Origin of the sequence: Streptomyces sp. NBC_01446, assembly GCF_026340095.1 — a bacterium.
GTDB classification, from domain to species: domain Bacteria; phylum Actinomycetota; class Actinomycetes; order Streptomycetales; family Streptomycetaceae; genus Streptomyces; species Streptomyces aureus.
This window is the reverse complement of the sequence record NZ_JAPEPO010000001.1, coordinates 2,539,164-2,562,786: the sequence shown is the minus strand read 5'-3', so window position 1 is coordinate 2,562,786 and position 23,623 is coordinate 2,539,164. Positions and strand designations below refer to the sequence as shown.

Below are 23,623 nucleotides of genomic sequence, written 5' to 3'. Positions count from 1 at the left end.
GGGGCCGCCGCTGACGGTGGTTCCGGGTGGACGGGCGCCGAAGCGGGAGACGCGGGCGGCTGGCCGCGCGCGTACGGGACCTTCGGCGGGGCGTTCGGCGAGTCCTTCGGCGAGGAGGGGGACGGCAGGGAGCGCTCCTGGCTGCGCGCGCTTCCCGTGCTGCCCCTCGCGATCGTCGCCCTCGCCTCCGCCGTCCTCGGCACCGGCTTCTACCGCGCCTTCACCGGCAGCCATGCGCTCTTCCCGTCCGGCGCGGCCGGCTGGTCCCTGGCCCTACTGACCGGCATCATCGTCGGCCACCTCGTCGCGCTCGGCCGCGACCGCTGGTGGGGCGGCACCGGCTCGGGCGCGGCCTTAACGCTCGCGGTCCTGCTGCTCTACGGCTGGGTGCCCGCCGGCATGGTCAGCCTCACCGTCGTCGTCCTCGTCGGCATCGCCCGCCGGCACCGCTGGCGCCAGGGCGTCCTGCACGGCGCGGTCGACATCATCGGCATCGGCGCGGGCGGCCTCGTGCTCGCCGTGTTCGGCCAGGTCCCGTCCGTGGAGTCCCCGTGGAAGCCGGAGACCTGGACGGTCCTCAACGCCCCCGAGGTGGCGCTCGTCGCGGCCGCCTACCTCACGGTCACCCGCAGCCTGCTCTGGTACGTCCATGCGCCGCGCACCTCCGGCCTGCCCACCGTCGCCCGCACGGCCCTCCTCCGGCAGGGCCTGGTCGGCGTCGCGCTGCTCGGCATCGCCCCGCTGATCTGCGTGGTCGCGATCGCGCTGCCCGTGCTGCTGCCGCTGTTCGCCGTCCCGCTCATCGCGCTCGACTCGACGCTGTGGATCGCCCGGGCCCGCGCCGAGGAGCAGCTGCGCGACCCGCTCACCGGGCTGCCCAACCGGCAGTGGCTCCTGGAGCGGACCTGGACCGCGCTCGACGACGCCGAGCGGATCGGCGCGCGCAGCGCCCTCATGCTGATCGACCTGGACCGCTTCCGGTCGGTCAACGACACCCTCGGCCACCTGGCGGGGGACCGGCTCCTGCTCCAGATAGCCGACCGGCTCCGGATGGCCCTGCCCCGCGGGGCGGAGGCCGCACGCCTCGGCGGCGACGAGTTCGCCGTCCTGCTGCCCGTGGCCGACTCCACGACCTCCGCCACCCGAGTGGCGCGCACCCTGGTCGCCGCCCTAGGCTCCCCGCTCGACCTGGACGGACTCACCCTGGTCCTGGAGGCCAGCGCCGGACTCGCCGTCTTCCCCGACCACGCGCTCGACGCCGAAGGGCTCCTGCGCCGCGCCGACGTCGCCATGTACCAGGCGAAGCGCGACCGTACGGGCGTGGAGGTCTACGAGTCGAAGCGGGACTCCAACACCCCCGACCGCCTCGGCCTGCTCGGCGACCTGCGGCGCGCGCTCGACGCGGGCGACGTGGAGCTGCACTACCAGCCCAAGGTCCGCTTCGACGGACAGGTCGCGGGACTCGAGGCGCTGGTGCGCTGGGTGCACCCCGAGCGGGGGAAGGTCCCGCCGGACGAGTTCATCGCCATCGCCGAGTCGTCCGGACTCATGCCCCATCTGACCGAGTACGTCCTGGAGACGGCGCTCGCGCAGGTTGCCCGCTGGCGGGCGCAGGGCCTGCGCGTGCCGGTCGCGGTGAACGTGTCGCCGAGGGACGTGCACACCCCGGGATTCGCCGGCGCCGTCGCCGCGCGGCTCGCCCGGCACGGCGTCCCCCCGGGCGCCCTCCAGCTGGAGATAACCGAGCACGTCCTGCTGGAGGACCCCCAGCGCGCCGCCGACACGCTCGCCGGGCTCACCGGGCACGGCGTGAAGATGTCCCTCGACGACTTCGGCACCGGCTACTCCTCCCTCGTCCACCTGCGCCGCCTCCCGGTCAGTGAGCTGAAGATCGACCGCTCGTTCGTGGCCCGCCTGGCTGTGGACAACGAGGACGCGGAGATCGTCCGCTGCACCGTCGACCTGGCGCACTCGCTCGGCCTGCTCGTCGTCGCCGAGGGCGTCGAGGACGACGAGACCTGGGAGCGCCTGCGCGACCTCGGGTGCGACGCCGTCCAGGGCTGGCTGGTCGCCGCCGCGATGCCGCCGGACGAGACGACGGCGTGGCTGCGGGCCCGCGGCTCCCGCGGATGGCAGCGGCCCTCCGTCCTCGCCGCCGAGGCCGAGGACCAGTCGTCGGGACAGACGGTCAACTGAGCCATACAGGGGTGACCGGGGCCGTCGCGGACCTCCGAACGGGAAACCGTTTAACAGGCACGGCACCGCGCCCCATAGGATTGGGGTCAGTCGTCCCATTCCCGTCTGTCGCGCGACGCCCGGCACGCACGCTCGCCGCGTCGCCGAATCGTCCACGTGGTCCGCCACGAGGACGCTCCGGCGCCCTGCGATCGCACGCACCGGACCGACGCACGACCCGCCCTTCGGGCGGACGACGGGAAGGGGACGACTGGCCCCGGCCCACACCACACTCACTCACCCCAGAGGATCGCTGCATGCCTGGCATCACGCGCGAGGAGGTCGCACACCTCGCACGGCTGGCGCGTCTGGAGCTGAAGGACGAAGAGCTCGACCACTTCGCCGGACAGCTCGACGACATCATCGGCGCGGTCGCCCGCGTCTCGGAGGTCGCCGACCAAGACGTACCGCCGACCTCTCACCCGCTCCCGCTGACGAACGTCATGCGGGCGGACGAGGTTCGTCCGTCGCTCACCCCCGAGCAGGCGCTCTCCGGCGCCCCGGCCCAGGAACAGCAGCGTTTCAAGGTGCCGCAGATCCTGGGGGAGGACTAATCACCATGACGGACAGCAACATCATCAAGCTCACCGCCGCCGAGATCGCCTCGAAGATCGCCGCCGGCGAGCTCACGGCCGTCGAGGTCACCGAGGCCCATCTGGCCCGGATCGAGGCCGTCGACGAGAAGGTGCACGCCTTCCTGCACGTCGACCGTGAGGGCGCGCTCGCGCAGGCCCGCGCCGTCGACGCCAAGCGCGCCGCGGGCGAGAAGCTCGGCCCGCTGGCCGGCGTACCGCTCGCGCTGAAGGACATCTTCACCACCGAGGGCATCCCGACCACGGTCGGTTCGAAGATCCTCGAAGGCTGGATCCCGCCGTACGACGCCACCCTGACGCGCAAGCTCAAGGACGCCGACGTCGTCATCCTCGGCAAGACCAACATGGACGAGTTCGCCATGGGGTCCTCCACCGAGAACAGCGCCTACGGCCCGACCGGCAACCCGTGGGACCTCACCCGCATCCCCGGCGGCTCCGGCGGCGGTTCCTCCGCGGCCCTCGCCGCCTACGAGGCCCCGCTCGCCATCGGCACGGACACCGGCGGTTCGATCCGCCAGCCCGCGGCCGTCACCGGCACCGTCGGCGTCAAGCCGACCTACGGCGGCGTCTCGCGCTACGGCATGGTGGCGTTCTCCAGCTCCCTCGACCAGGGCGGCCCCTGCGCCCGTACGGTCCTGGACGCGGCGCTCCTGCACGAGGTCATCGCCGGCCACGACCCGCTCGACTCGACGTCCATCGACGCGCCGGTCCCGCCGGTCGTCGAGGCGGCGCGCAACGGCTCGGTCCAGGGCATGCGCGTCGGCGTCGTCAAGCAGTTCTCCGGCGAGGGCTACCAGGCCGGCGTCGTCCAGCGCTTCAACGAGTCGGTCGAGCTGCTCAAGTCGCTCGGCGCCGAGATCGTCGAGCTGGACTGCCCGACCTTCGACCTGGCCCTGTCGGCGTACTACCTGATCGCGCCGTCCGAGTGCTCGTCCAACCTGGCCCGCTTCGACGCCATGCGCTACGGCCTGCGGGTCGGCGACGACGGCACGAAGTCGGCCGAGGACGTCACCGCCCTCACCCGTGAGGCCGGCTTCGGCGACGAGGTCAAGCGCCGCGTCATCCTCGGCACGTACGCGCTCAGCTCCGGCTACTACGACGCGTACTACGGCAGCGCCCAGAAGGTCCGCACCCTGATCACCCAGGAGTTCGAGCGGGCCTTCGAGCAGGTCGACGTGATCGTCTCGCCGACGACGCCCACCACCGCCTTCCCGATCGGCGAGCGCGCCGACGACCCGATGGCGATGTACCTGGCCGACGTGTGCACGATCCCGACCAACATGGCGGGCAACGCCGCCATGTCCCTGCCGTGCGGCCTCGCGCCGGAGGACGGCCTTCCGGTCGGGCTGCAGATCATCGCCCCCGCCATGAAGGACGACCGTCTGTACAAGGTCGGCGCTGCCGTCGAGGCCGCCTTCGTGGAAAAGTGGGGGCACCCGCTGCTCGAGGAGGCTCCGTCGCTGTGAGTGCCATGGCAAAGAAGGCCAAGAACTTCAAGAAGTCCAAGACCGGCGCATACGTATCGATCGCGACCACCGCATTCGGCGCGATCAGTGTCGCGAAGCAGGCGAAGATGGCCCGCAACGATCACGACACCCTGCGGCTCATCGACGCCGCGGTGTCCGCCGCCGCCATCGTTACCGGCCTGGCGATCCTCTACCGGGAGCTGAAGCGCCTGGGCGACGACGACGTCCTGCTGGGCTGAGAGGGAAAGTCTCACCGTGACCGTCACTGAACTGATGTCGTACGACGCGGCACTCGCGGCGTACGACCCCGTCATGGGCCTCGAGGTCCATGTCGAGCTGGGTACGAAGACCAAGATGTTCTGCGGGTGCTCCACCGAGCTGGGCGCCCAGCCCAACTCGCAGACCTGCCCCACCTGTCTCGGCCTGCCCGGCGCCCTGCCCGTGGTCAACGAGATCGGCATCGAGTCGGCCGTCAAGATCGGCCTCGCGCTCAACTGCGAGATCGCCGACTGGTGCCGCTTCGCCCGGAAGAACTACTTCTATCCGGACATGCCGAAGAACTTCCAGACCTCCCAGTACGACGAGCCCATCGCCTTCAACGGCTACCTCGACGTACAGCTGGAGGACGGCGAGATCTTCCGCGTGGAGATCGAGCGCGCCCACATGGAGGAGGACACCGGCAAGTCGCTGCACGTCGGTGGCGCGACGGGCCGTATCCACGGCGCCTCGCACTCCCTGCTCGACTACAACCGCGCCGGCATCCCCCTCATCGAGATCGTCACCAAGCCGATCGAGGGCGCCGGGGAGCGTGCGCCGGAGGTCGCGAAGGCGTACGTCGCCGAGCTGCGCGAGGTCATCAAGGCGCTCGACGTCTCCGAGGCCCGCATGGACAAGGGCCAGATGCGCTGCGACGTGAACCTGTCGCTGCGTACCGGCCCCGAGGCGCCCCTCGGCACCCGCTCGGAGACGAAGAACGTCAACTCGCTGCGTTCCGTCGAGCGCGCCGCCCGTTACGAGATCCAGCGCCACGCCGCTGTGCTGTCGTCCGGCGGCACGATCGTGCAGGAGACCCGTCACTTCCACGAGGAGGACGGCTCCACCACGTCGGGCCGCATCAAGGACAACGCCGAGGACTACCGCTACTTCCCCGAGCCGGACCTGGTGCCGGTGGCGCCCGCTCGCGCCTGGGTGGAGGAGCTGCGCTCGGAGCTGCCCGAGATGCCGCGCGTGCGCCGCAACCGGCTGCGCGAGGAGTGGGGCGTCTCCGAGCACGACATGCAGTCGATCCTCAACGCGGGCGCGGTCGACCCGATCGTCGCCACGATCGAGGCCGGCGCGGACTCCGTCTCGGCCCGCAAGTGGTGGATGGGCGAGCTCGCCCGTAACGCCAACGAGTCGGGCACCGCGCTCGACGAGCTGCCCATCACCCCGGCCCAGGTGGCCCGGGTGGCGGCGCTCGTCTCCGCCGGTGACCTCAACGACAAGCTGGCGCGACAGGTCATCGAGGCTGTCCTCGCGGGCGAGGGCGACCCGGACACGGTCGTCGAGAAGCGCGGCCTGAAGGTCGTCTCGGACGAGGGCGCGCTCGGCGCGGCCGTCGACGAGGCCATCGCGGGCAACGCCGGGATCGCCGACAAGATCCGTGGCGGCAAGGTCGCCGCCGTCGGCGCGCTCGTGGGTGCTGTCATGAAGGCGACCCGGGGTCAGGCCGACGCGGCGCGCGTCAAGGAGCTGATCCTGGAGAAGCTGGGCGTCTCCGAGGGCTGAGGTTGTGTGTCCTCAATCGCCGGACGGGCTCGCAGTTCCAGCCCGTCCGGCGATTGAGGACCGGGGTCCGGGGCGGAGCGCCAGGACTTCGGAAGGGGGCAGGGGGAGTACGAATTCTGGAGTCGCACGTTGAGCACCATTCCCGCCGAACTCCTCTCCGTCACCCTTCTCCTGCTCATCCTCGGCTTCGCCGTGGTCCGTCCCCGGCAGCTGCCGGAGGCCGTCATCGCTGTGCCCGCCGCGGCGATCGTCGTGGCCGTCGGCGCCGTGTCGCCCGCGCACGCGTGGGCCGAGACGCGGGACCTGCTCCCGGTCGTCGGGTTCCTCGCCGCCGTCCTGGTGCTCGCTCAGCTCTGCGCCGACGAGGGCCTGTTCAAGGCCGCGGGCGACGCCATCGCGCGAGCCTGCAAGGGCAGTCCGCGCCGCATGCTCGGCGGGGTCTTCGCCGCGGCGGCCGTGATCACGGCCGTACTGAGCCTGGACGCCACGGTCGTGCTGCTCACGCCGGTCGTCCTCGCCACCGCCCGCCGGATCGGCGCGAGGCCGCGCCCGCACGTCTACGCGAGCGCCCACCTCGCCAACTCCGCCTCGCTGCTGCTGCCGGTGTCGAACCTCACCAATCTGCTCGCCTTCACCGCGAGCGGCCTCACCTTCGCGCGGTTCGCGGGGCTCATGGCCCTGCCCTGGCTGGGCGCGATCGCCGTCGAGTACGTGGTGTTCCGGCGGTACTTCGCCGACGACCTGGCGGCGCCCGCCCACGAGCCGGACGCCGAGGAGCCGCCCGGCCTGCCGGTGTTCACCCTCACCGTCCTCGCCCTGACGCTCGTGGGCTTCGTGGTCACCTCGTTCGCCGGGATCGACCCGCTGTGGGCGGCGATCGTCGGCACGCTCGTCCTCGCGGCGCGGGCGCTCGGGCAGCGGCGCACGACGCCGCTCGCGCTGGTGAAGTCGGCGCACCCGTACTTCTGCCTCTTCGTCCTCGCGCTCGGGATCGTGGTCAAGGCGGTCGTCGACAACGGCCTCGGGGACGGCATCGACCGGCTGCTGCCCGAGGGCTCGTCGCTGCCCGCGCTGCTCGCCGTCGCCGGGGTCGCGGCCCTGCTCGCCAACCTGATCAACAACCTTCCGGCCGTTCTCGCGCTGCTCCCCGTGGCGGCGCCCGCGGGTCCGGGGCCGGTCCTCGCCGTCCTCGTCGGCGTCAACCTCGGCCCCAACCTCACGTATGTGGGCTCGCTCGCCACGCTCCTGTGGCGCCGTATCGTCCACGCCCACGACGTGCATCCGGAGCTCGGTGACTTCACACGGCTCGGCGTGCTCACGGTCCCGGCGACGCTGGTCGTGTCAACGGTGGCGCTCTGGGCGGGACTTCAGTTCCTCGGCTGACGGGTCACAGAGGGCGAGCAGTGTCATCGGACGGAAGGTGACCGTGAACTCCCGTACGCTCTTGTGACTAAGGCCACGAAAGCGACAAAGGATCACTTCCTGCTGTAAGAGTGGCTTGCCATTGCTCATGTGTCTTTGCGGGCTGTTCCCGGTGAAGATCCACAAACCCTGGGAGCACGTCCGTGGCAGCACTCGCACGATGGTGTGCACGGCACCGCCTCGTAGTCGTCCTGCTGTGGCTCCTCGCCCTCGGCGGCACGAGCGCGGCAGCGGCCGTCGCGGGCACCTCCTACTCGAACGACTACGAGGCACCGGGCACCGAGTCGGGACGCGCCACCCAGCTCCTCAACGACGGCTTCCCCGGCCTCGGCGGCGACAGCGACACCGTCGTCTGGCACACGGACGGCAGCATGGTCCGCGCCGCCGACGTGAAAGAGCGCATGACCCGCACGCTCGACAGGATCGAGCACCTGCCCGGCATCGCCGCGGTCACCGGCCCCTACGAGCAGCAGAGCACCGGCCGGATAAGCGCCGACGGTCGCACCGCCTACGCCACGGTCACCTTCGACAAGCAGTCCGGCGACATCGCAAAAGCGGACGCGCAACGTCTCGTCGACACCGCCAAGGCCGCCGAGAACAACGCCCCCGACGGACTGCGGGTCGAACTCGGCGGCAGCGCCGTCGCCCTGACCGAGTCCGCCCAGGGACATGTCGCCGAGATCGTCGGCGTCGTCGTCGCCGCCGTCGTCCTGCTGCTCGCCTTCGGCTCCCTCGCGGCCAGCGCCCTGCCGATCGCCACGGCCCTGGTCAGCGTGGGCACCGCCGCCTCCGGCATCGTGCTCCTGGGCCATGTGATGACCGTCGCCGACTTCGCCCCGATGCTCGGCATGCTCGTCGGCCTCGGCGTCGGCATCGACTACGCGCTCTTCATCGTGACCCGGCACCGGCGCGGCCTGAAACAGGGCCTGCCCGTGAACGAGGCGGCGGAGCGCGCCGTCGCCACCACCGGACGCGCGGTCGTCTTCGCCGGCGCCACCGTCTGCATCGCGCTCCTCGGCATGCTGATCCTGCGCCTCAGCTTCCTCAACGGCGTCGCGATCGCCGCCTCCCTGACCGTGCTCCTCACCGTCGCCGCGTCCGTCACACTGCTGCCCGCGCTCCTGTCGTTCATCGGCATGCGCGCGCTCAGCAGGCGCCAGCGGCGCAGACTCGCCGCTCACGGGCCCGAGCCCGAGCTGCCGACCGGGCTCGCCGCCCGCTGGGCCGTCTTCGTGGAGCGCCACCCCCGGCTCCTCGGCGGGCTCGCCCTCGGCGTGATCGCGGTGCTCTCGGTGCCCACCTTCTTCCTGCACCTGGGCACGTCCGACCAGGGCAACAACGCGTCGTCGTCCACGACCAGGCAGGCCTACGACCTTCTCGCCGACGGATTCGGGCCCGGCGTGAACGGGCCGCTGACCCTCGTCACCCCCATAGACGGCGCCGGCGACCAGGTGGCCGTGAGCCGCCTGGAGTCCATGATCGGCTCGGCCGAGGGCGTCTCCTCCGTGACCCCGGCGACGTACAACGACAGCGGCACCGCCGCCTTCCTGACCGTCGTGCCGAAGTCCGCGCCCCAGTCCCAGAGGACCAGCGAGCTCGTCGACCGGCTGCGCACCGATGTCATCCCCGCGGCCGAGAAGGGCACGTCCCTCGATGTGCAGCTGGGCGGCGTCACCGCCAGCTACGATGACTTCGCCGACGTCATCATCGGCAAACTGCCGCTCTTCGTGGGCGTCGTCATCGGACTCGGCTGCGTCCTGCTGCTCCTCGCCTTCCGCTCGATCGGCATCCCGCTCAAGGCCGCCGCGATGAACGTCGCGGCCGTCGCCTCCGCCTTCGGTGTCGTCGTCGCGATCTTCCAGTGGGGCTGGGGCAGCGAGATGCTCGGCCTCGGCAGAGCGGGCCCGATCGAGCCGTTCCTCCCCGTGATCATGGTGTCGGTCCTGTTCGGGCTCTCGATGGACTACCAGGTGTTCCTGGTCAGCCGCATGTACGAGGAGTGGCTGGAGACCGGCGACAACCGGCGGGCCGTCCGCGTCGGGCTCGCCGAGACCAGCCGCGTCATCAACTCCGCGGCCGTGATCATGATTTCGGTCTTCCTGGCCTTCGTCCTCAGCGGTGACCGCGTCATCGCGATGTTCGGCATCGCCCTGGCCGCCGCCGTCGCCCTCGACGCGTTCGTCCTGCGCACGCTCCTGGTGCCCGCCCTCATGCACATGCTCGGCGGCGCCAACTGGTGGCTGCCGAAGTGGCTCGACCGCCGACTGCCCCGCATCAGCATCGAGCCGTCCGAGTGCCGCGAGCCGCATGCGAGTATTCCTGGACAGCACCCGGCCGCGGACGGCGCTCTGCTGGACACACTGGTGAAGGCCGAAGCCGAGGAGCGGAAGCGCGATGTACACGATCTCCCTGGGTGACGACGGCGCGGAACTGCGACCCCTTGAGACGTGGCACGCCGAGCAGTTCCTCGCCCATCTGGAGCGCGGCCGCGAGTTCATCGGGCAGCACATCTCGTTCGGTTCGAACATCAAGGACGTCACCTCGGCCCGTGACCTGCTCAGGTCCTACGCCGACAAGCGCGCCGCCGACAGCGGAAGCCTGCACGGGATCTGGCTGGACGGGACGCTCGTCGGCGGCCTGCTCTTCCGGATCTTCGACGCGGAGGGCGGCAACTGCGAGATCGGCTGCTGGCTCGAGCCCGCCGCGGCCGGACGCGGCCTCGTCACGCGCGGCGCGCGCGTCCTGATCGACTGGGCGGTCCTCGAACGCGGCATCCACCGCGTGGAGTGGGTCGCCTCCTCCGAGAACGGGCCCAGCCTGAACGTGGCGCGGCGGCTCGGCATGAAGCGGGAGGGCGTTCTGCGCGAGGCAAGCACGCAAAAGGGCGTCAAGCAGGATCTTGAGGTGTGGTCGGTGCTCGCGCCGGAGTGGCGCGCGCGTTGATCCGCCGGGCCGTTCCGGATGTCCGTGACCTCTTGGGCCCGGCATGATCCAGACGAAAGGCCCTAGAAAAAACTAGCTCGCCGGTTGTGAGGCGGGTGACTCGGGGGCGGGGGACTCCGCGCTCGACGGCGGGGCCGACGACGCTCCGGGTGCCTCGGACGACGGCGGCTGCGACGACTCGGGTGACTGGGACGGCGGAGACGAGTGTGACGTCTCGGACGACGGGGCTGTCGAGGCGTTCGAGGGGGAGACCCCGGGCGGCGTGCGCGGCGTGGTCTTCCGGTCGCTGCCGCCCGTGGTCCCCGCGGTCCGGGTGAACCAGCCCTCGGTCTCCGGGTCGTACATCACGAACCTGTTCACCGGCTGCGGAGCCGGCGACACGACCACCGCGTTCGACGACTTGTACCCCGACCAGGCCTTGCCCTGACGCTTCACCGCCCCCTGCAGAGGCACCGGCGCGAGCAGCGGGTTCCCGCACGAGCACCGCACGCGCGGCTCCCCGCGGTCGTTCACGAGCACGGCCGTGCCGGACTGGAGCACGGACTGGAAGGCCGTCGCCGCGCCGTCGCGGAAGCCGTGGTTCGTGACCCGGTTGTCGAGGCGGAGCTGGACCGGCGTCAGCGACCGCAGATAGGCGGGGACGCCGGACGGGTCGAGGCCGAGGACGGAGGCGAACGCCTTGTTCTTGTCCGGCTGCGCGCCCAGCGTGCGGATCTGCTTCTCCACGTCGCAGCTGGAGACGTTGCGGGTGCCGCCGTACAGACCGGGAGCGGAGCCCTCGACGCCCCGGACGATGTTCGCGCTCTCCGACGGGCCGGTCCCCGAGGCGCTCGGCAGCGCGGTCGGCGTCGTCGCGGTGGCGCCCTTCCTGGTGCTCGACTCGGTGTACGGGTCGGGGCCGGACGAGTCGGCGCTCTGGAGGAAGAGTTCGTCGCCGGCCGCGGTTCCGCCGCCGCCTCCACCCCCGCCCCCGGAGCTGGTGAGGACGACGGTGAGGACGACCGCGGCGACGACCAGGACGCCGACCGCCACGAGCTTCTTGGGAGTGAACCGCCACCAGGGGCGATCGGGGTGCGGGCCGTCCGGGGGCGGCGTGCCGCCCGGCGGTGGCGTGCCGCCCGGCGGTGGCGTGCCCCCGGGGGGTGGGATGTCGCCCGGGGGTGGCGTGCCGCCGGGGCCGCCGCCCGTACTGCCGGAGCCTGAACCGGGGCCCGGGCCGGAGCCATCGCCGGACGGTGGTCCTGAGGGGTGCCCGGGCGGCGGCGGGGGTACGGACGCGGGCTGGGTCGGGCCCGAGAGTGGGCCGGATGGGGGGCCGGTGGGGCGGCCGGGCTCCGTCGGTCGGTCACTCACGGGCGCTTCTTCTCACCGTAGGAGGCATGGAGGGGCGGGACGGGGGAGGCCCGCCTCGCGGTCCGGCAACCAGTCCCCTATATCCCGTTACCTCCACATTGTGTGCTCCGTACTCGTACGGCCCGCAAGCCGAACTCGTACGGCCCGCGACGCGACGCGGTCGGCCCTCCCGAGGGGCGGGCCGCCCGGCGCCTGCCTAGCGTGGCCCCGTGAGTGAACAGGCATCCGACGGCCGCACCGGCACCAGGCGCAGCGCGAAACACGGCTGGGCCGCGGCCCTCGTGGTCGTGCTCGCCGGGCTCGTGGCCATGGTGGTCACGGCCGCTCTCGGTCTGTGGGCCGCGGGCGCGGTCGGGCTTCCCGGGGGCTCCTTCCCCCGAGTGGTCGCCGCCGTCGTGGTGATGGCGGCCGGCGGCTCCGTCGAACTGGCCGGAAACGCCGGAGAACTCGCCCAGCCCCACGCCGACATCTCGGTCCTGCCCCTCTCCGTCACCCTCGCCGGAGCACTGGTGATCGCCGCGGGCTTCCTGCGGCCCCTGCGCCACCGGGCCATCGCGAGCGGCGGCGAACTCCTCGGCTGGGCCGGGCGGGTGGCCGTGCCGTGGGTGGTGGCGCTCGTCGTCCTCTCGCTCCTGGCCAGGCAGGACTTCGACATCCCCGTCACGGACCCGACCGGCGGCATCATCGAGGGCGTCCTGGACGGCGCACCCAAGGTCGGATTCCGGACGAACCTGCCCCTCACGCTGCTCTTCGGCCTGCTGTGGCTCGCGGGCGTCATGATCCTCGCCGTCCTCGTGTCACGCGGCGCCCCGCTCCCCGCCCGCCTCGTCCGCTTCCAGGAGTCGGTGCGCCCGGCCGCGTACGCGATGGTGGCGCTGCTGCTCGTGTACGTCGCGCTGGGCGTCGTCATCGGTCTCGTCGTCGCCGCGACGCGCGGCCACGCGTCCGAGACGTTCGCCGTGATCCTCCTCGGCCTCCCCAACCTCGTCTGGTTCGTCTACACGATCGGCCTCGGCGCGTCCTGGGAAGGCAAGGTCGACGGTCCGTTCGGTCTGCCCATGCCGCACATCCTCGACGCCGTGCTCCGCACGCCCGACACCTCCACCGTCGACGTCAGCACGCTCGCCGAGCAGGACGGCCGTATCTGGTGGTCGATCGCGGTGGCCGCGATCCTGACGCTGGCGGCCGCGTTCGGCATGGCGCTGCGCTCACCCGCCCGGATGCGGGCCTGGCAGCACGCCCTCCACATGGCGGTGGCCCTCGCGCTGACCGTGCTCGCCATCTGCCTCCTCGCCCGCGTCTCCGCGCACTACGGCCTGTCGCTCCTCGGCATCGGCGACATCGGCGGCGGGCTCGGCGGAGAGGTGTCGCTCCGCCCGAAAGTGTGGAGCGCCCTCGGCCTCGCGGTCCTGTGGGGCCTGGTCACCGGGTTCCTCGGCGGCCTGCTCGCGTCCCGGCGCCACCGGCGCGGGGAGGTGGAGACGGCGAAGCCGGACCGAGGTTGACCGGACTGGAGTTGACCGGACTGGAGTTGACCGGACCGGAGTTGACCGGACCGGAGCTCGGGGAGGCGGAGCTGAGGGAGGGGAGCGGCTAGCGCACGAGGCCCGTGAAGACCGGCAGCGCCCATCGTGGGGGTGCGGGCGGGGGCTCGGCCGTGGGGGACCACGTACTGATCCGGCCGTTCACCTGCGTCGGGGGATGGTTGTCCCGGGCGCCGCCACGGGCCGCCGCGCGCAGGGCCGCCACCAACTGGAGGCACGAGTCGTAGCGGTCGTCCGGGCTCTTCGCCAGCGCCTTGGCGAGTACGTCGTTCATCGCCGCCGGGAGATCCGGGCGCAGCCCGGTCAGGGGCGGCGGCGGGTCGAACTGGTGGGCCCACAGCAGCGCCATGTCGTCGTCGCGCTGGAACGGCGGCAGACCGGTCAGGGTCTCCTGGACGACGCAGGCGAGGCTGTAGACGTCGCACCGGCCGTCGACCGGGCGGCCGGAGATCTGCTCGGGCGCCACATAGTCGAGCGTGCCGACGAACTGGCCCACGGACGTGAACCCCGTCAGCGACAGCGACTTCTTCGTCAGGCCGAAGTCGGTGAGGTAGACGTGCTCGGGGTGGTCGCTGTCCGTTCCCGCGGCGACCAGGATGTTGCCGGGCTTCACGTCCCGGTGCACCAGGTCGTGGTCGTGGGCGGCGTCGAGCGCGGACGCGACCTGCGCGGCGATCCGTACCGCCGTCCCCACGGGCAGCGGACCCTGGCGGTCGATGAGCGCGCGCAGGTCCTGGCCCGCGACGAAGCGCATGGCGATGTAGAGGATGCCCTCGGCCTCGCCGGCCTCGAAGACCGGCACGATGTGCGGATGGTCGATCGCGGCGGCGACGCGCGACTCGTGCGTGAACCGTTTACGGAAGGTGTCGTTACGGACGAGTTCGGGGGCGAGCAGCTTGAGCGCGACGGTGCGGTCGAGGCGCAGGTCCAAGGCCCGGTAGACGACCGCCATGCCGCCCCGGCCGATCTCGCTCTCCACGCGGTACCCGGCGATCTGTCGCCCGAGCAGATCGGACGGACGGCCGACGGGCAACTGCGCGTCGTCCGTCATCACCGGTCACCTGGTGCCTGGGTGCTGCGCTCGCGCTCGGCCGGGTCGTTGCCGGTCATCTGCCCGGGGTCGACGACGCGTGTGGGCTCGGGGGCGTTGGGGTTCGAGGCTGGGGCCGGGGTCTGGTTCGGGGCGGGGGGTGCCTCGGCGGCGTCCTCGGGCGTGCCGGTGTGCGGGTCCGCGGCCCGCGTGGGCGCGGGCGCCGCCGGCGCCGCGCTCGGCCGTCCCGGTCCCGCCCCCGCCGCGTACGTACTCAGCTGTGTGCCGTCGCAGTACACCCACCGCTCGTGCTCGGCGTCGTACAGCCACACCGCCTCGCCGTCGACGACCATGCCCACCCGCAGCCCCTGCGTGCGGCGCTGGAACGTCTCCCCGTCGATGCGCTCCTCGGCCAGTTCCTGTGCGGCCCGCCGGTACTGGCCCGCGGCCTCCTCGACACGTGCCATCAGCGGGCGCGGGTCCGCCGTGCGGGCCATGGGCTTTCCGGCCTGTGGCGGGTCGCGCGGCACGGCGACGAGCAGGCGACCGTCGACCCACGCCGACCAGCCGTTGGCGCACACGATCCGGCCCCAGTCCGCGCGCCGGTCGACCAGTTCGACGGGGAGCAGCGGGTCGAGCGGCTGCGTGGGCCGGGACACGTCCGGCTCCTCCCAGGCGGGCATCCCGTCCGGGGGCACGACATGGGTGGGGCGGAACTCCGGTGTCGCCATGGGCGCCTCTCCGCTACTTCCGCATGATGGCGGGCTCGTGCCGGCGCAGCAGGCGCGCGACGGCGAATCCGAAGACGGCCGAGAGCACGACCAGCATCCCCATGTTGAGCAGCCACACCCCGGTGGCGTGCTCGAACAGGGGGTCGCTCGTCAGCTTCCCCGGCACGATCCGGGACAGACCGACCGTGCCCGCCATCGCGGCCAGCGCCCACCGCGACGGGACCAGCCACGACAACTGCTCGATTCCGGGGACCCCGTGCAGTGTGAGCAGCGCACCGCAGAACACGACCTGGATGATCGCCAGGAGCACCAGGAGCGGCATGGTGACCTCCTCCTTGCGCACCAGCGCGGACACGAGCAGCCCGAGCATCATCGCCGTGAACGACAGGAGTGCCACGGTCAGCGTGATCTCCGCCAGCGGAGGCATCAACACCCCCTTGCCACCTGGCGCGTTGAGGTCGACACCGACGAGTCCGACGAGCGTCAGCACGACGGCCTGAAGCACCGTGATGGTGCCGAGGACGACGACCTTGGACATCAGATACGCCGATCTGGACAACCCGACCGCGCGTTCCCGCTGGTAGATCACCCGTTCTTTGACCAGCTCGCGCACGGCGTTGGCGGCGCCCGTGAGCACACCGCCCACACACAGGAGGAGCAGCGCGTTCATCGCCGTTTCCTGGGTGAGACGGCTGCCGGCCAGCGCACGCACCATCGCACCCATGACGAACGGCAGCGCGATCATGATGGCGAGGAAGGTCCGGTCGGCGCTCAGCGCGGCCGCGTACCGGCGCACGAGCGTCCGCAGCTGCGCGCCCCAGCTCCGTGTCCTCGGCGGCGGGGCCACCTCCTTTGCGGGGGTGGTCGGCAGCCGGGGCTGCGCCGTGGAGTTCACGATGTACTGACGGTGGAACAGGGACGTGTTGTAGTCCTCCGCCCAGCCGCGGTCGCGGTCGTTCTCGAAGGCCTCGAACGCCTCCGGCCACTCCTCGAAGCCGAAGAACCCGAGCGCGTCCCCCGGCGGGCCGTAGAACGCGATCTTCCCTCCGGGGGCGAGGACCAGCAGCCGGTCGCACACCTCCAGGCTGAGGACGCTGTGCGTGACGACGATGACGGTCCGCCCGTCGTCGGCGAGGCCGCGCAGCATGTGCATCACCGAGCGGTCCATGCCCGGGTCGAGCCCGGACGTCGGCTCGTCGAGGAAGAGCAGCGACGGCTTCGTGAGCAGTTCGAGGGCGACGCTGACGCGCTTGCGCTGGCCGCCGGAGAGGCTGTGGATCGGCTGCGTTGCCCGCTGTTCGAGACCCAGCTCGCGGACGACCTCGTCGACGCGGTCGCGCCGTTCCGACTTCTCGGTGTCCTGCGGGAAGCGGAGTTCGGCCGCGTAGCCGAGGGCCCGGTGCACGGTCAGCTGGGAGTGCAGGATGTCGTCCTGCGGCACGAGCCCGATGCGCTGGCGCAGTTCGGCATAGTCGCGGTACAGGTCTCGGCCGTCGTACAGGACCGTGCCCCGGTCGGCGGGGCGCAGCCCGGTCAGGGCGTTGAGCAGCGTGGACTTGCCCGCGCCGCTCGGACCCACGACGGCGAGCAGGCACTTCTCGCCGACCGGGAACGAGACGTGATCGAGGAGCGTCTTGCGGCCCCGGTCCACGGTCACCGCCAGGCCCTGGACGTCGAGCGAGACCTCGCCGGTGTCGACGAACTCCTGCAGCGTGTCGCCGACCAGACAGAACGCGGAGTGGCCGATACCCACGATGTCTCCGGGCGAGACCCGGGCGCGGGAGACCGGTGTGCCGTTGAGGTAGGTGCCGTTGTGCGAGCCGAGGTCGACGATCTCGAACGTGCCGTCGGGCTGAGCCCGCAGCTCCGCGTGGCGGCGGGAGACGATCAGGTCGTCGACCACGAGGTCGTTGTCGGCGCTGCGGCCGATGTGCACGGTGCGGGCGGGCAGCGGCCGCACGGTCGTCGGCTGCCGGAACGTGCCGGTCGCGCCGGGCATGGACACGGAGGAGGGCCGTTCGGGGGCGCGGGGTGTCGCTGACACCTGGGCGAGTACGTGATCAGGAATGCGGTCCGGTACTTGATCCGCCAGGTGATCCGTCACGGGCTCGGGCGGTGGTGGCTCATGGCCGACCAGTACCGCGCGCGGCCCGTCCGCGGGGTGGCCGAACCTGATGACCGTCCCCGGTCCCACCCCGGACTCGTGGATGCGCCGGCCCCCGGTGTACGTGCCGTTCGTACTGTCCTCGTCCTCCAGAGACCAGTGGTCGGCGACGGGCCGGAGCACCGCGTGGTGCCATGAGACACGGGCGTCGTCGATGACGATGTCACTCAGGGGGTCGCGACCGACGTGGTAGACCCTGCTCGGGCTCATCACCGTGGGTCCGGCATCGGTTTCGAGCACAAGCTCGGGCGCAGTGGGCGCGACGGGCCGCTCTGCCATGCCCGAATTCTATCGACGTGTGCTGGTATGCGCCCGATCGGGCGAGTGCCCCGTCCGCACACAGGCCCGGCACAGGCCGGTCTCAGCCCGGACTCAGCTCGTTAAGAGAGCTCTCAGACTCCGTCCGTACGGTGCGGGGCATGGTTACGAAGACTGATGACGAGACGACCGAGACCCCCGAGTCCACCACCGCCGAGGCCGCTGAGGTTGCCGCCGAGAGTTCTGAGGTCATCGAGGCCACCAAGGAGGCCGAAGGCACCGACGCCGCCGAGGCCGCAGACGCCCCCGAGGGCGCGGACACGGACTTCGACGACGAGCCGTTCGCGAGCGGCGCGCCCGTGGAGGACTCCTCCGGTGCGGGGCAGGGCGCCGGCGCCGTCGTCTCCGCCGCACTCGGTGTCGTCGCGCTCAGCGGCAGCTGGGTCGCGACCGTCGCCTCGGCCCGCGAGTCCCTGATCGGCCAGCTCCAGACCTCGCAGGGCGCGAGCGTCGCCAAGCAGGTCTCCGAGGTCTACGGCGACTCGTGGCACGCCACCGCCCTGGTCGGCGGTATCTTCGCGCTCCTCGCGCTGATCGTCGGCGCGGTCGTCCTGGCCAGGCCCGCGTTCGGCGCCCCGGGCAGGCCGCAGGCCGTGTGGATCAAGTCGGTCGCCTGGGCGGGTGTCTCCCTCGGCATCCTCGGTCTGCTTCTCGCCGTGGCGAAGTACACCGACATCCTCATGGCGCTTCCCTCGACCTCTTCCTGACTCCTGCTTCCTGAGGCGTGCGTCGGGGGGCCTCAGACCGGGTCGAGGGTGCCTCAGGCCGGTCTGAGGTCCTCTGAGGTCCTCTGAGGTACGTCTAAGGCACCCCGTACCCGGAACATGCGGCACTCTCCCGATGTGGCGGACCCCCCTGGGAGACGAGTGTTGAGGCATCGCAGAAAGCGAAGCCGAAACCCACTCGCCACCAGGGAGCACCAGATGTACGAGTACGAGATCCACCAGGTCCGCGCCGCCGAACTGGTCCGCCAGGCCGAGCACAGCCGCCTGGTCCGCGAGGCCCGTGAAGCCCGGCGCAGCCGGCGCGCGGAGCGCCGCGCCGCCTCTGCCGGCCAGGACGCGGAGGGCCGGGTGAACAGTCCGCGCTCACGCCGCTCGCGTTTCGCGCGTGCGGCCTGACGATGAAGGCAGAGCAGGGGGAGGGCCACACGGGTGTGGTCCTCCCTTTCACCTTCAGCCCCGACTTCAACGCAGCCGACAGGCATATCGAGGTCACTGACCCGCGCCCGACTCCGCCCTCGGCGATAACGGGTGCCGCTGCGTCGGACCCCTGTGCGATGCTCGCCCCTGTGGAGACCAGGTGCGTCAGCCCGGTGTTCGTCGGTCGCGCCGGCGAACTGGGCGTACTGAACAAGGCGCTCGCCCGTGCCACCACGGGGGAGCCGCAGGCCATGCTGCTCGGCGGGGAGGCGGGGGTCGGAAAGACCCGTCTCGTCGAGGAGTTCGCGCTCGCCGCGGGACGCGAGGGCGCCGTCGTCGCGCTCGGCGGATGCGTCGAGATCGGGGCGGACGGACTTCCGTTCGCCCCCTTCTCGACCGCTCTGCGCGCCCTGCGCCGACTGCTGCCCGAGGAGTTCGTCGCGGCGGCCGCCGGACAGGAGACCGAGCTGGCACGGCTCCTGCCGGAACTCTCCCCGGCGCCGACCGGACGCGACGGACGCCACGACGAGGAAAGCATGGCCCGGCTCTTCGAGCTGACGGCCCGTCTCCTGGAACGCGTCGCCGCGGACCGCACCGTCCTCGTCGTCCTGGAAGACCTCCACTGGGCCGACGCCTCCACCCGCCACCTCCTCTCCTACCTCTTCCGTACGCTGCGCAGCGGCCGCCTCGTCATCGTGGCCACGTACCGCGCCGACGACGTCCACCGCCGCCACCCCCTGCGCCCGCTCCTCGCCGAACTCGACCGCCTGCGCACCGTCACCCGCCTCGAACTCGCCCGCTTCAGCCGTGACGAGGTGGCCCGCCAGGTCGCCGGGATCTTCGCCGCAGAGCCCGAACAGGCCCAGGTCGACGACATCTTCGAGCGCTCCGACGGCAACGCGTTCTTCGTCGAGGAACTGGCCGTCGCCACCAGCGAGGGCAGCTGCACCGGCCTGTCCGAGACGCTGCGCGACGTGCTCCTCGTCCGCGTCGAGAGCCTTCCCGACGACGCCCAGCGCGTGGCCAGGATCGTCGCCGAAGGCGGCTCCACCGTCGAGTACGCGCTGCTCGCCGCCGTCGCCCGGCTCGGCGAGGACGAACTGATCGAGGCCCTGCGCGCCGCCGTCGGCGCCAACATCCTGCTCGCCACCCCCGACGGGGACGGCTACCGCTTCCGCCACTCCCTGGTCCGCGAGGCCGTCGGCGACGACCTCCTGCCCGGCGAACGCTCCCGCCTCAGCCGCCGCTACGCCGAGGCACTCGAGGCCGACCCCTCCCTCGTCCGCGCCGACGAACGCGTCACGCGCCTCGCGAGCTACTGGTACCACGCCCACGACCCGGCCAAGGCCCTGCCCGCCGTCCTCGACGCATCCGTCGAGGCCCGCCGCCGGCACGCCTACTCCGAGCAACTGCGGCTCCTGGAACGGGCGATGAACCTCTGGGACGAGGCCCCCGAGGACATCCGCGCCGAGCTGCGCCCGGTTGACTACACCGAGGTCTATCCGCCCTGCGGCTGCGACCCCGCCACCACCCCCCTGCGCTATCTCGACCTGATGGCCGAGGCCGCCGTCGCCGGCCGGCTGTGCGGCGAACGCGAACGTTCCCTCAAGATCACCAAGCGCGCCCTGCGCCTCATCGAGGACGCCGACGACGAGAAGGACCCCCTGCGCGCCGCCTGGTTCTGGATCCAGCGCTCCCGCCTCGTGCCGTCCCTCGGCCGCGGCGACGGCTGGGCCGAGATCGCCACCGCCCAGGAACTCGTACGCGGACTGCCGCCGTCCGAGGTGCACGCTGAGGTCCTCACCAACGTCGCCTCCTGGGGCATGCTCCACAACCCCGGCGAGGAGACCCTGGCCGCCGCCGAACGGGCCGTCGAATACGCCCGCATGGTCAAGGCCGAGGACATCGAACTGAACGCGAGACTCACCCTCGGCAGCCTCCTCGTCGATGCGGGGGAGGCCGACCGCGGCCTGGCCGAGATGTACGCCGTCCGCGACCGGGTCGTCGAGATCGGCCTCGTCCCGCAGGTCGGCCGCGTCCACATCAATCTCGCCTCCGCTCTGGAGAGCGCGGGCCGCTCCCTCGAGTCCGTGACCGTCGCCGAGTCGGGCATGGACCTGTGCCGCCGGTACGGCCTCCTCGACTCGGAGGGCTGGGTCCTGACCAACATGGCCGAGTCCCTCACCTCCCTGGGCCGCTGGACCGAGGCCGACGCCGTCGTCGACACGGCACTGCGGTCCTCCGCCCTGAGCGCCAAGCCCCGCGGTACGGCCGCCCTCCGCCGCGCGACCGTCGCCCTAGGCCGAGGCGACCATGCCGAGGCGGCCGTCCAGCTCGCCGCCGCCCGCGCCACCTACGGCACCCACGACACCATGCCCCAGTACGCGCTGCCCCTGTCCGCCCTCGCCGTAGGCATAGCAGCCGCCGGCGGCGGCACCCAGGGACTCCTCGACGCCCGCGCCGAACTCGCCCGCGTCGTCACCGAGGGCATCCCACCGAGCAACCAGCGCTATGCCTGGCCCCTCCTCGTCGCCGCAGCCGTCGCCGAGGCCGACGCGCGGGGCCTGCCGACCGCGGAGCCCGGCCGCGCCGGAGCCGTCGACCGCATCCGCACCGCCGCCAAGCACCTGGCCACGCCCATGCCCGTGTGGCTCGCCCACGAACAGTGGGTACGCGCCGAACTCCTGCGCGCCGAAGGCCGCGACACCCCTGACGACTGGTCCCACCCCCTCACCACCTTCGAGTCGCTCGACCGCCCCCACGACCTCGCCCGCGTCCGCTTCCGCGCGGCGGAATCCCTCCTCGCGGCAGCCGCCACGTTCGAGGACGAGAGGGAGCGGGCCACGGAACTGCTGCGGCTCGCGGGAGCCGTCGCCGATCACATCGGAGCGCGCCCGCTCACCGAAGCGGTCGCCCTCCTCGCCCAGCGCGCCCGTCTCACCCTGAACCCCGCCGCGCCACGCCCCCAGATCCCTGCCGACCCCGCCGAGGAACTCGGCCTGACCAGCCGCGAACGCGACGTCCTGCGCCTCGTCGCCGCCGGACGCAGCAACCGCCAGATCGCCGAGGAGCTCTTCATTTCCCCGAAGACAGCGAGCGTCCACGTCTCCAACATCCTCGCCAAGCTGGGCGTCGCCGGCCGGGGCGAGGCAGCCGCTCTGGCCCACCGCCTGAGACTGTTCGCGCCGACGGGCTGAGCCCCAGGCCCGCTCGGGATCGTCACGAAGGGTGAAATTTCGCGCTGTCGTACGCTGGAGTGAGGTCTCGGCCACCCGGAGGTGCCGTGTTCAACATGTTCGAGGAGCTGTTCTCACCCGGCCGTAAGCACACCAACGAGGAGCGCAAACGGCTGGAGCTGACCCGAGTCGACCTCAACGACGGCGACCCGGGACGCGGCCCCATAGACCTCACCTCCGGCAAGGTGGTGGTCCGCGTTCCCGCTCAGGCCACACCTGGCCCGACGGACCCGACGGACCCGACGGACCCGACGGACCCGACGGACCCGACGGACCCGACGGACCCGACGGACCCGACGGACCCGACGGACGAAGCGGAGTCGGGGGAGCCGGCCCCCGAAGCGGACGCGCCCGACCCCGCCGTCCCCGCCCCCTCCGGCGGCGAGACCTGAGCCCTGGCTCCGCTCCCGCCGCCCGGGCCCGGGGCCGGCCCCGCCGTTCAGGACACCTCCAGCTCCAGGATCCGGTCGTCGCCCTTCCGGGGCGTGCCTCTCGAGTCCGTGTTGCTCGTCGTCAGCCACAGCTTGTTCCGGCCCGCGGCGACCACCGTGCGCAGCCTTCCGTACGTGCCCTGCTGGGTCGCCTCGTCGATGAGGAAGGACTGGGGCTCGGCCGCCACCCCGGCCCCCTTCAAGGGGATTCGCCACAGCCGCTCGCCTCTCAGGCCCGCCATCCAGACCGAGCCCTCCGCGTAGGCGATGCCGCTCGGTGACGCCTCGGACGTGTGCCACACGGCCACCGGGTCGTGGAAGCCGGGCTTGCCGCTCTTGCCCTCCACGTCGGGCCAGCCGTAGTTGTCACCCGGCACGATCAGGTTGAGCTCGTCCCACGTGTCCTGGCCGAACTCCGAGGCCCACAGCCGCTTGTCCTTGTCCCAGGCGAGGCCCTGGACATTGCGGTGACCGTACGTATAGACCACGGAGTCCCCGAAGGGGTTTCCGGGCGCCGGTTTGCCGTCCGGGGTCATCCGGAGGATCTTGCCGCCCGGGGACTTCTTGTCCTGGGCGTACTTCTTCACGTACGTCTCGCCCGTGCCCGCGTAGAGCAGCTTGTCCGGGCCGAACGCGAGGCGCCCACCGTTGTGGTTCGTGCCCTTCGGGATGCCCTTGAACACCGTCTCGGGCGCACCCAGCTGATCACCCGGCGGCTTCTTCGCGTCGTACCGCATCCGCACGATGCGGTTGTCCGACTTCGCGGTGAAGTACGCGTAGAGCCAGTGGTCGGAGGCGAACGACGGGGAGAGGGCCAGGCCGAGCAGTCCGCCCTCGCCGGCAGGGACCACCCCGGGCACGGTGCCGACCGCGGTCTTCTTGCCCGTCTTCGTGTCGACCCGCGTGATCGTCGCCTCGTCCCGCGAGGACACCAGCAGACCGCCGCCGCCCGGCAGCGGAGCCAGGCCCCAGGGGGAATTCAGGCCCTCGGCGACCGTGCGCACCACCTTCACCGAACCCTTCACCGGACCGGTGTCGCCCCCCGCGCTCCCGGAAGCGGACGTTCCTGGTGGGGACGAGCCGGGGGAGGCGCTGTGCCGACTGTCCGGTGGACCGTCGTCACCCGAGGAACACCCCGCCGTGAACAGGATCGAGGCGCAGGCCAACACGGCCAACACGGGCTGCACACCTGGACGTTGCACGATCGGATCCCCTCGACGCCGCGGACTGGGCTGCTCTTCTGCGCTG

Annotated in this window: 18 protein-coding genes; 13 read left to right on the top strand and 5 right to left on the bottom strand. The window is 71.9% G+C overall.

Translation table 11 applies throughout. The features are described 5' to 3' along the window. Nucleotides 1–141: 141 nt before the first annotated feature. From OG456_RS11270 to OG456_RS11235, 8 genes are all read left to right on the top strand, one after another. The gene (locus OG456_RS11270; RefSeq protein WP_266569149.1) at nucleotides 142–2,196 is read left to right on the top strand and encodes a bifunctional diguanylate cyclase/phosphodiesterase; all 2,055 of its coding nucleotides are present in this window, start codon (nucleotides 142–144) and stop codon (nucleotides 2,194–2,196) included. A 296-nt stretch (nucleotides 2,197–2,492) separates the two neighbouring features. Further along, the gene (gene gatC, locus OG456_RS11265) at nucleotides 2,493–2,789 is read left to right on the top strand and encodes an Asp-tRNA(Asn)/Glu-tRNA(Gln) amidotransferase subunit GatC (RefSeq protein WP_016642027.1); all 297 of its coding nucleotides are present in this window, start codon (nucleotides 2,493–2,495) and stop codon (nucleotides 2,787–2,789) included. Beyond that, nucleotides 2,789–4,294 carry an Asp-tRNA(Asn)/Glu-tRNA(Gln) amidotransferase subunit GatA gene (gatA, locus tag OG456_RS11260; protein WP_206302172.1) on the top strand — a complete coding sequence of 502 codons (1,506 nt, stop codon included), beginning with the start codon at nucleotides 2,789–2,791 and terminating at the stop codon, nucleotides 4,292–4,294. The genes gatC and gatA overlap by 1 nt, the downstream gene beginning before the upstream one ends. A gap of 5 nt (nucleotides 4,295–4,299) precedes the next feature. After that, on the top strand, nucleotides 4,300–4,533 hold the full coding sequence (locus OG456_RS11255) for a hypothetical protein (RefSeq protein ID WP_266569148.1): 234 nt from the start codon (nucleotides 4,300–4,302) through the stop codon (nucleotides 4,531–4,533). Between the two features lie 16 nt (nucleotides 4,534–4,549). Next, complete coding sequence (gatB, locus tag OG456_RS11250) at nucleotides 4,550–6,061, top strand: Asp-tRNA(Asn)/Glu-tRNA(Gln) amidotransferase subunit GatB (RefSeq protein WP_266559801.1); 1,512 nt, start codon at nucleotides 4,550–4,552, stop codon at nucleotides 6,059–6,061. A gap of 129 nt (nucleotides 6,062–6,190) precedes the next feature. Continuing rightward, complete coding sequence (locus OG456_RS11245) at nucleotides 6,191–7,444, top strand: SLC13 family permease (protein ID WP_266559799.1); 1,254 nt, start codon at nucleotides 6,191–6,193, stop codon at nucleotides 7,442–7,444. A 182-nt stretch (nucleotides 7,445–7,626) separates the two neighbouring features. Continuing rightward, a complete protein-coding gene (locus OG456_RS11240; RefSeq protein WP_266559797.1) occupies nucleotides 7,627–9,900 on the top strand; it encodes an MMPL family transporter in 2,274 nt (757 codons plus the stop codon). After that, nucleotides 9,878–10,426: a GNAT family N-acetyltransferase gene (locus tag OG456_RS11235; RefSeq protein WP_266559795.1), complete on the top strand. Its 549-nt coding sequence runs from the start codon at nucleotides 9,878–9,880 to the stop codon at nucleotides 10,424–10,426. Before OG456_RS11240 ends, OG456_RS11235 begins: the two co-directional genes overlap by 23 nt. Before the next feature lie 72 nt (nucleotides 10,427–10,498). Here OG456_RS11235 and OG456_RS11230 read toward each other — a convergent pair whose 3' ends face one another. Beyond that, nucleotides 10,499–11,458 (bottom strand): DUF6777 domain-containing protein, encoded by a 960-nt coding sequence (locus OG456_RS11230; protein WP_266559793.1) that lies wholly within the window; start codon nucleotides 11,456–11,458, stop codon nucleotides 10,499–10,501. Nucleotides 11,459–11,988: 530 nt separating this feature from the next. On the opposite strand from OG456_RS11230, the gene OG456_RS11225 reads away from it, so the two are divergent. After that, the gene (locus OG456_RS11225) at nucleotides 11,989–13,284 is read left to right on the top strand and encodes a streptophobe family protein (RefSeq protein WP_266559791.1); all 1,296 of its coding nucleotides are present in this window, start codon (nucleotides 11,989–11,991) and stop codon (nucleotides 13,282–13,284) included. Between the two features lie 88 nt (nucleotides 13,285–13,372). Here OG456_RS11225 and OG456_RS11220 read toward each other — a convergent pair whose 3' ends face one another. From OG456_RS11220 to OG456_RS11210, 3 genes are read right to left on the bottom strand one after another with little or no spacing between them, the layout of a single operon-like run. After that, on the bottom strand, nucleotides 13,373–14,374 hold the full coding sequence (locus tag OG456_RS11220) for a serine/threonine-protein kinase (RefSeq protein WP_266559789.1): 1,002 nt from the start codon (nucleotides 14,372–14,374) through the stop codon (nucleotides 13,373–13,375). Further along, complete coding sequence (locus OG456_RS11215) at nucleotides 14,374–15,084, bottom strand: hypothetical protein (protein WP_266559787.1); 711 nt, start codon at nucleotides 15,082–15,084, stop codon at nucleotides 14,374–14,376. Before OG456_RS11215 ends, OG456_RS11220 begins: the two co-directional genes overlap by 1 nt. Before the next feature lie 13 nt (nucleotides 15,085–15,097). Further along, the gene (locus tag OG456_RS11210; protein ID WP_266559785.1) at nucleotides 15,098–17,527 is read right to left on the bottom strand and encodes an FHA domain-containing protein; all 2,430 of its coding nucleotides are present in this window, start codon (nucleotides 17,525–17,527) and stop codon (nucleotides 15,098–15,100) included. Between the two features lie 140 nt (nucleotides 17,528–17,667). Between OG456_RS11210 and OG456_RS11205 the strand changes: the two genes are divergently transcribed. From OG456_RS11205 to OG456_RS11190, 4 genes are all read left to right on the top strand, one after another. Beyond that, nucleotides 17,668–18,273, top strand: coding sequence for a hypothetical protein (locus OG456_RS11205; RefSeq protein WP_266559783.1), 606 nt, complete (start codon nucleotides 17,668–17,670; stop codon nucleotides 18,271–18,273). 216 nt (nucleotides 18,274–18,489) lie between these two features. Further along, complete coding sequence (locus OG456_RS11200; RefSeq protein ID WP_266559781.1) at nucleotides 18,490–18,687, top strand: hypothetical protein; 198 nt, start codon at nucleotides 18,490–18,492, stop codon at nucleotides 18,685–18,687. Between the two features lie 158 nt (nucleotides 18,688–18,845). Next, nucleotides 18,846–21,905 carry a helix-turn-helix transcriptional regulator gene (locus OG456_RS11195; RefSeq protein ID WP_266559779.1) on the top strand — a complete coding sequence of 1,020 codons (3,060 nt, stop codon included), beginning with the start codon at nucleotides 18,846–18,848 and terminating at the stop codon, nucleotides 21,903–21,905. A 95-nt stretch (nucleotides 21,906–22,000) separates the two neighbouring features. Then, nucleotides 22,001–22,336, top strand: coding sequence for a DUF6191 domain-containing protein (locus OG456_RS11190; protein ID WP_266569147.1), 336 nt, complete (start codon nucleotides 22,001–22,003; stop codon nucleotides 22,334–22,336). 47 nt (nucleotides 22,337–22,383) lie between these two features. Here the strand turns inward: OG456_RS11190 and OG456_RS11185 are convergent, their stop codons facing one another. Continuing rightward, complete coding sequence (locus OG456_RS11185) at nucleotides 22,384–23,562, bottom strand: sorbosone dehydrogenase family protein (RefSeq protein WP_266559777.1); 1,179 nt, start codon at nucleotides 23,560–23,562, stop codon at nucleotides 22,384–22,386. Nucleotides 23,563–23,623 lie beyond the last annotated feature (61 nt).

Excerpts from the sequence above, each read along its gene's own strand:
- OG456_RS11210 (WP_266559785.1), bottom strand. The coding sequence starts at position 17,527 with ATGGCAGAGCGGCCCGTCGCGCCCACTGCGCCCGAGCTTGTGCTCGAA.
- OG456_RS11190 (WP_266569147.1), top strand. The coding sequence starts at position 22,001 with ATGTTCGAGGAGCTGTTCTCACCCGGCCGTAAGCACACCAACGAGGAG.
- OG456_RS11215 (WP_266559787.1), bottom strand. The coding sequence starts at position 15,084 with ATGGCGACACCGGAGTTCCGCCCCACCCATGTCGTGCCCCCGGACGGG.
- OG456_RS11220 (WP_266559789.1), bottom strand. The coding sequence starts at position 14,374 with ATGACGGACGACGCGCAGTTGCCCGTCGGCCGTCCGTCCGATCTGCTC.
- OG456_RS11235 (WP_266559795.1), top strand. The coding sequence starts at position 9,878 with ATGTACACGATCTCCCTGGGTGACGACGGCGCGGAACTGCGACCCCTT.
- OG456_RS11255 (WP_266569148.1), top strand. The coding sequence starts at position 4,300 with ATGGCAAAGAAGGCCAAGAACTTCAAGAAGTCCAAGACCGGCGCATAC.
- OG456_RS11195 (WP_266559779.1), top strand. The coding sequence starts at position 18,846 with ATGCTCGCCCCTGTGGAGACCAGGTGCGTCAGCCCGGTGTTCGTCGGT.
- OG456_RS11200 (WP_266559781.1), top strand. The coding sequence starts at position 18,490 with ATGTACGAGTACGAGATCCACCAGGTCCGCGCCGCCGAACTGGTCCGC.
- gatC (WP_016642027.1), top strand. The coding sequence starts at position 2,493 with ATGCCTGGCATCACGCGCGAGGAGGTCGCACACCTCGCACGGCTGGCG.
- OG456_RS11205 (WP_266559783.1), top strand. The coding sequence starts at position 17,668 with ATGGTTACGAAGACTGATGACGAGACGACCGAGACCCCCGAGTCCACC.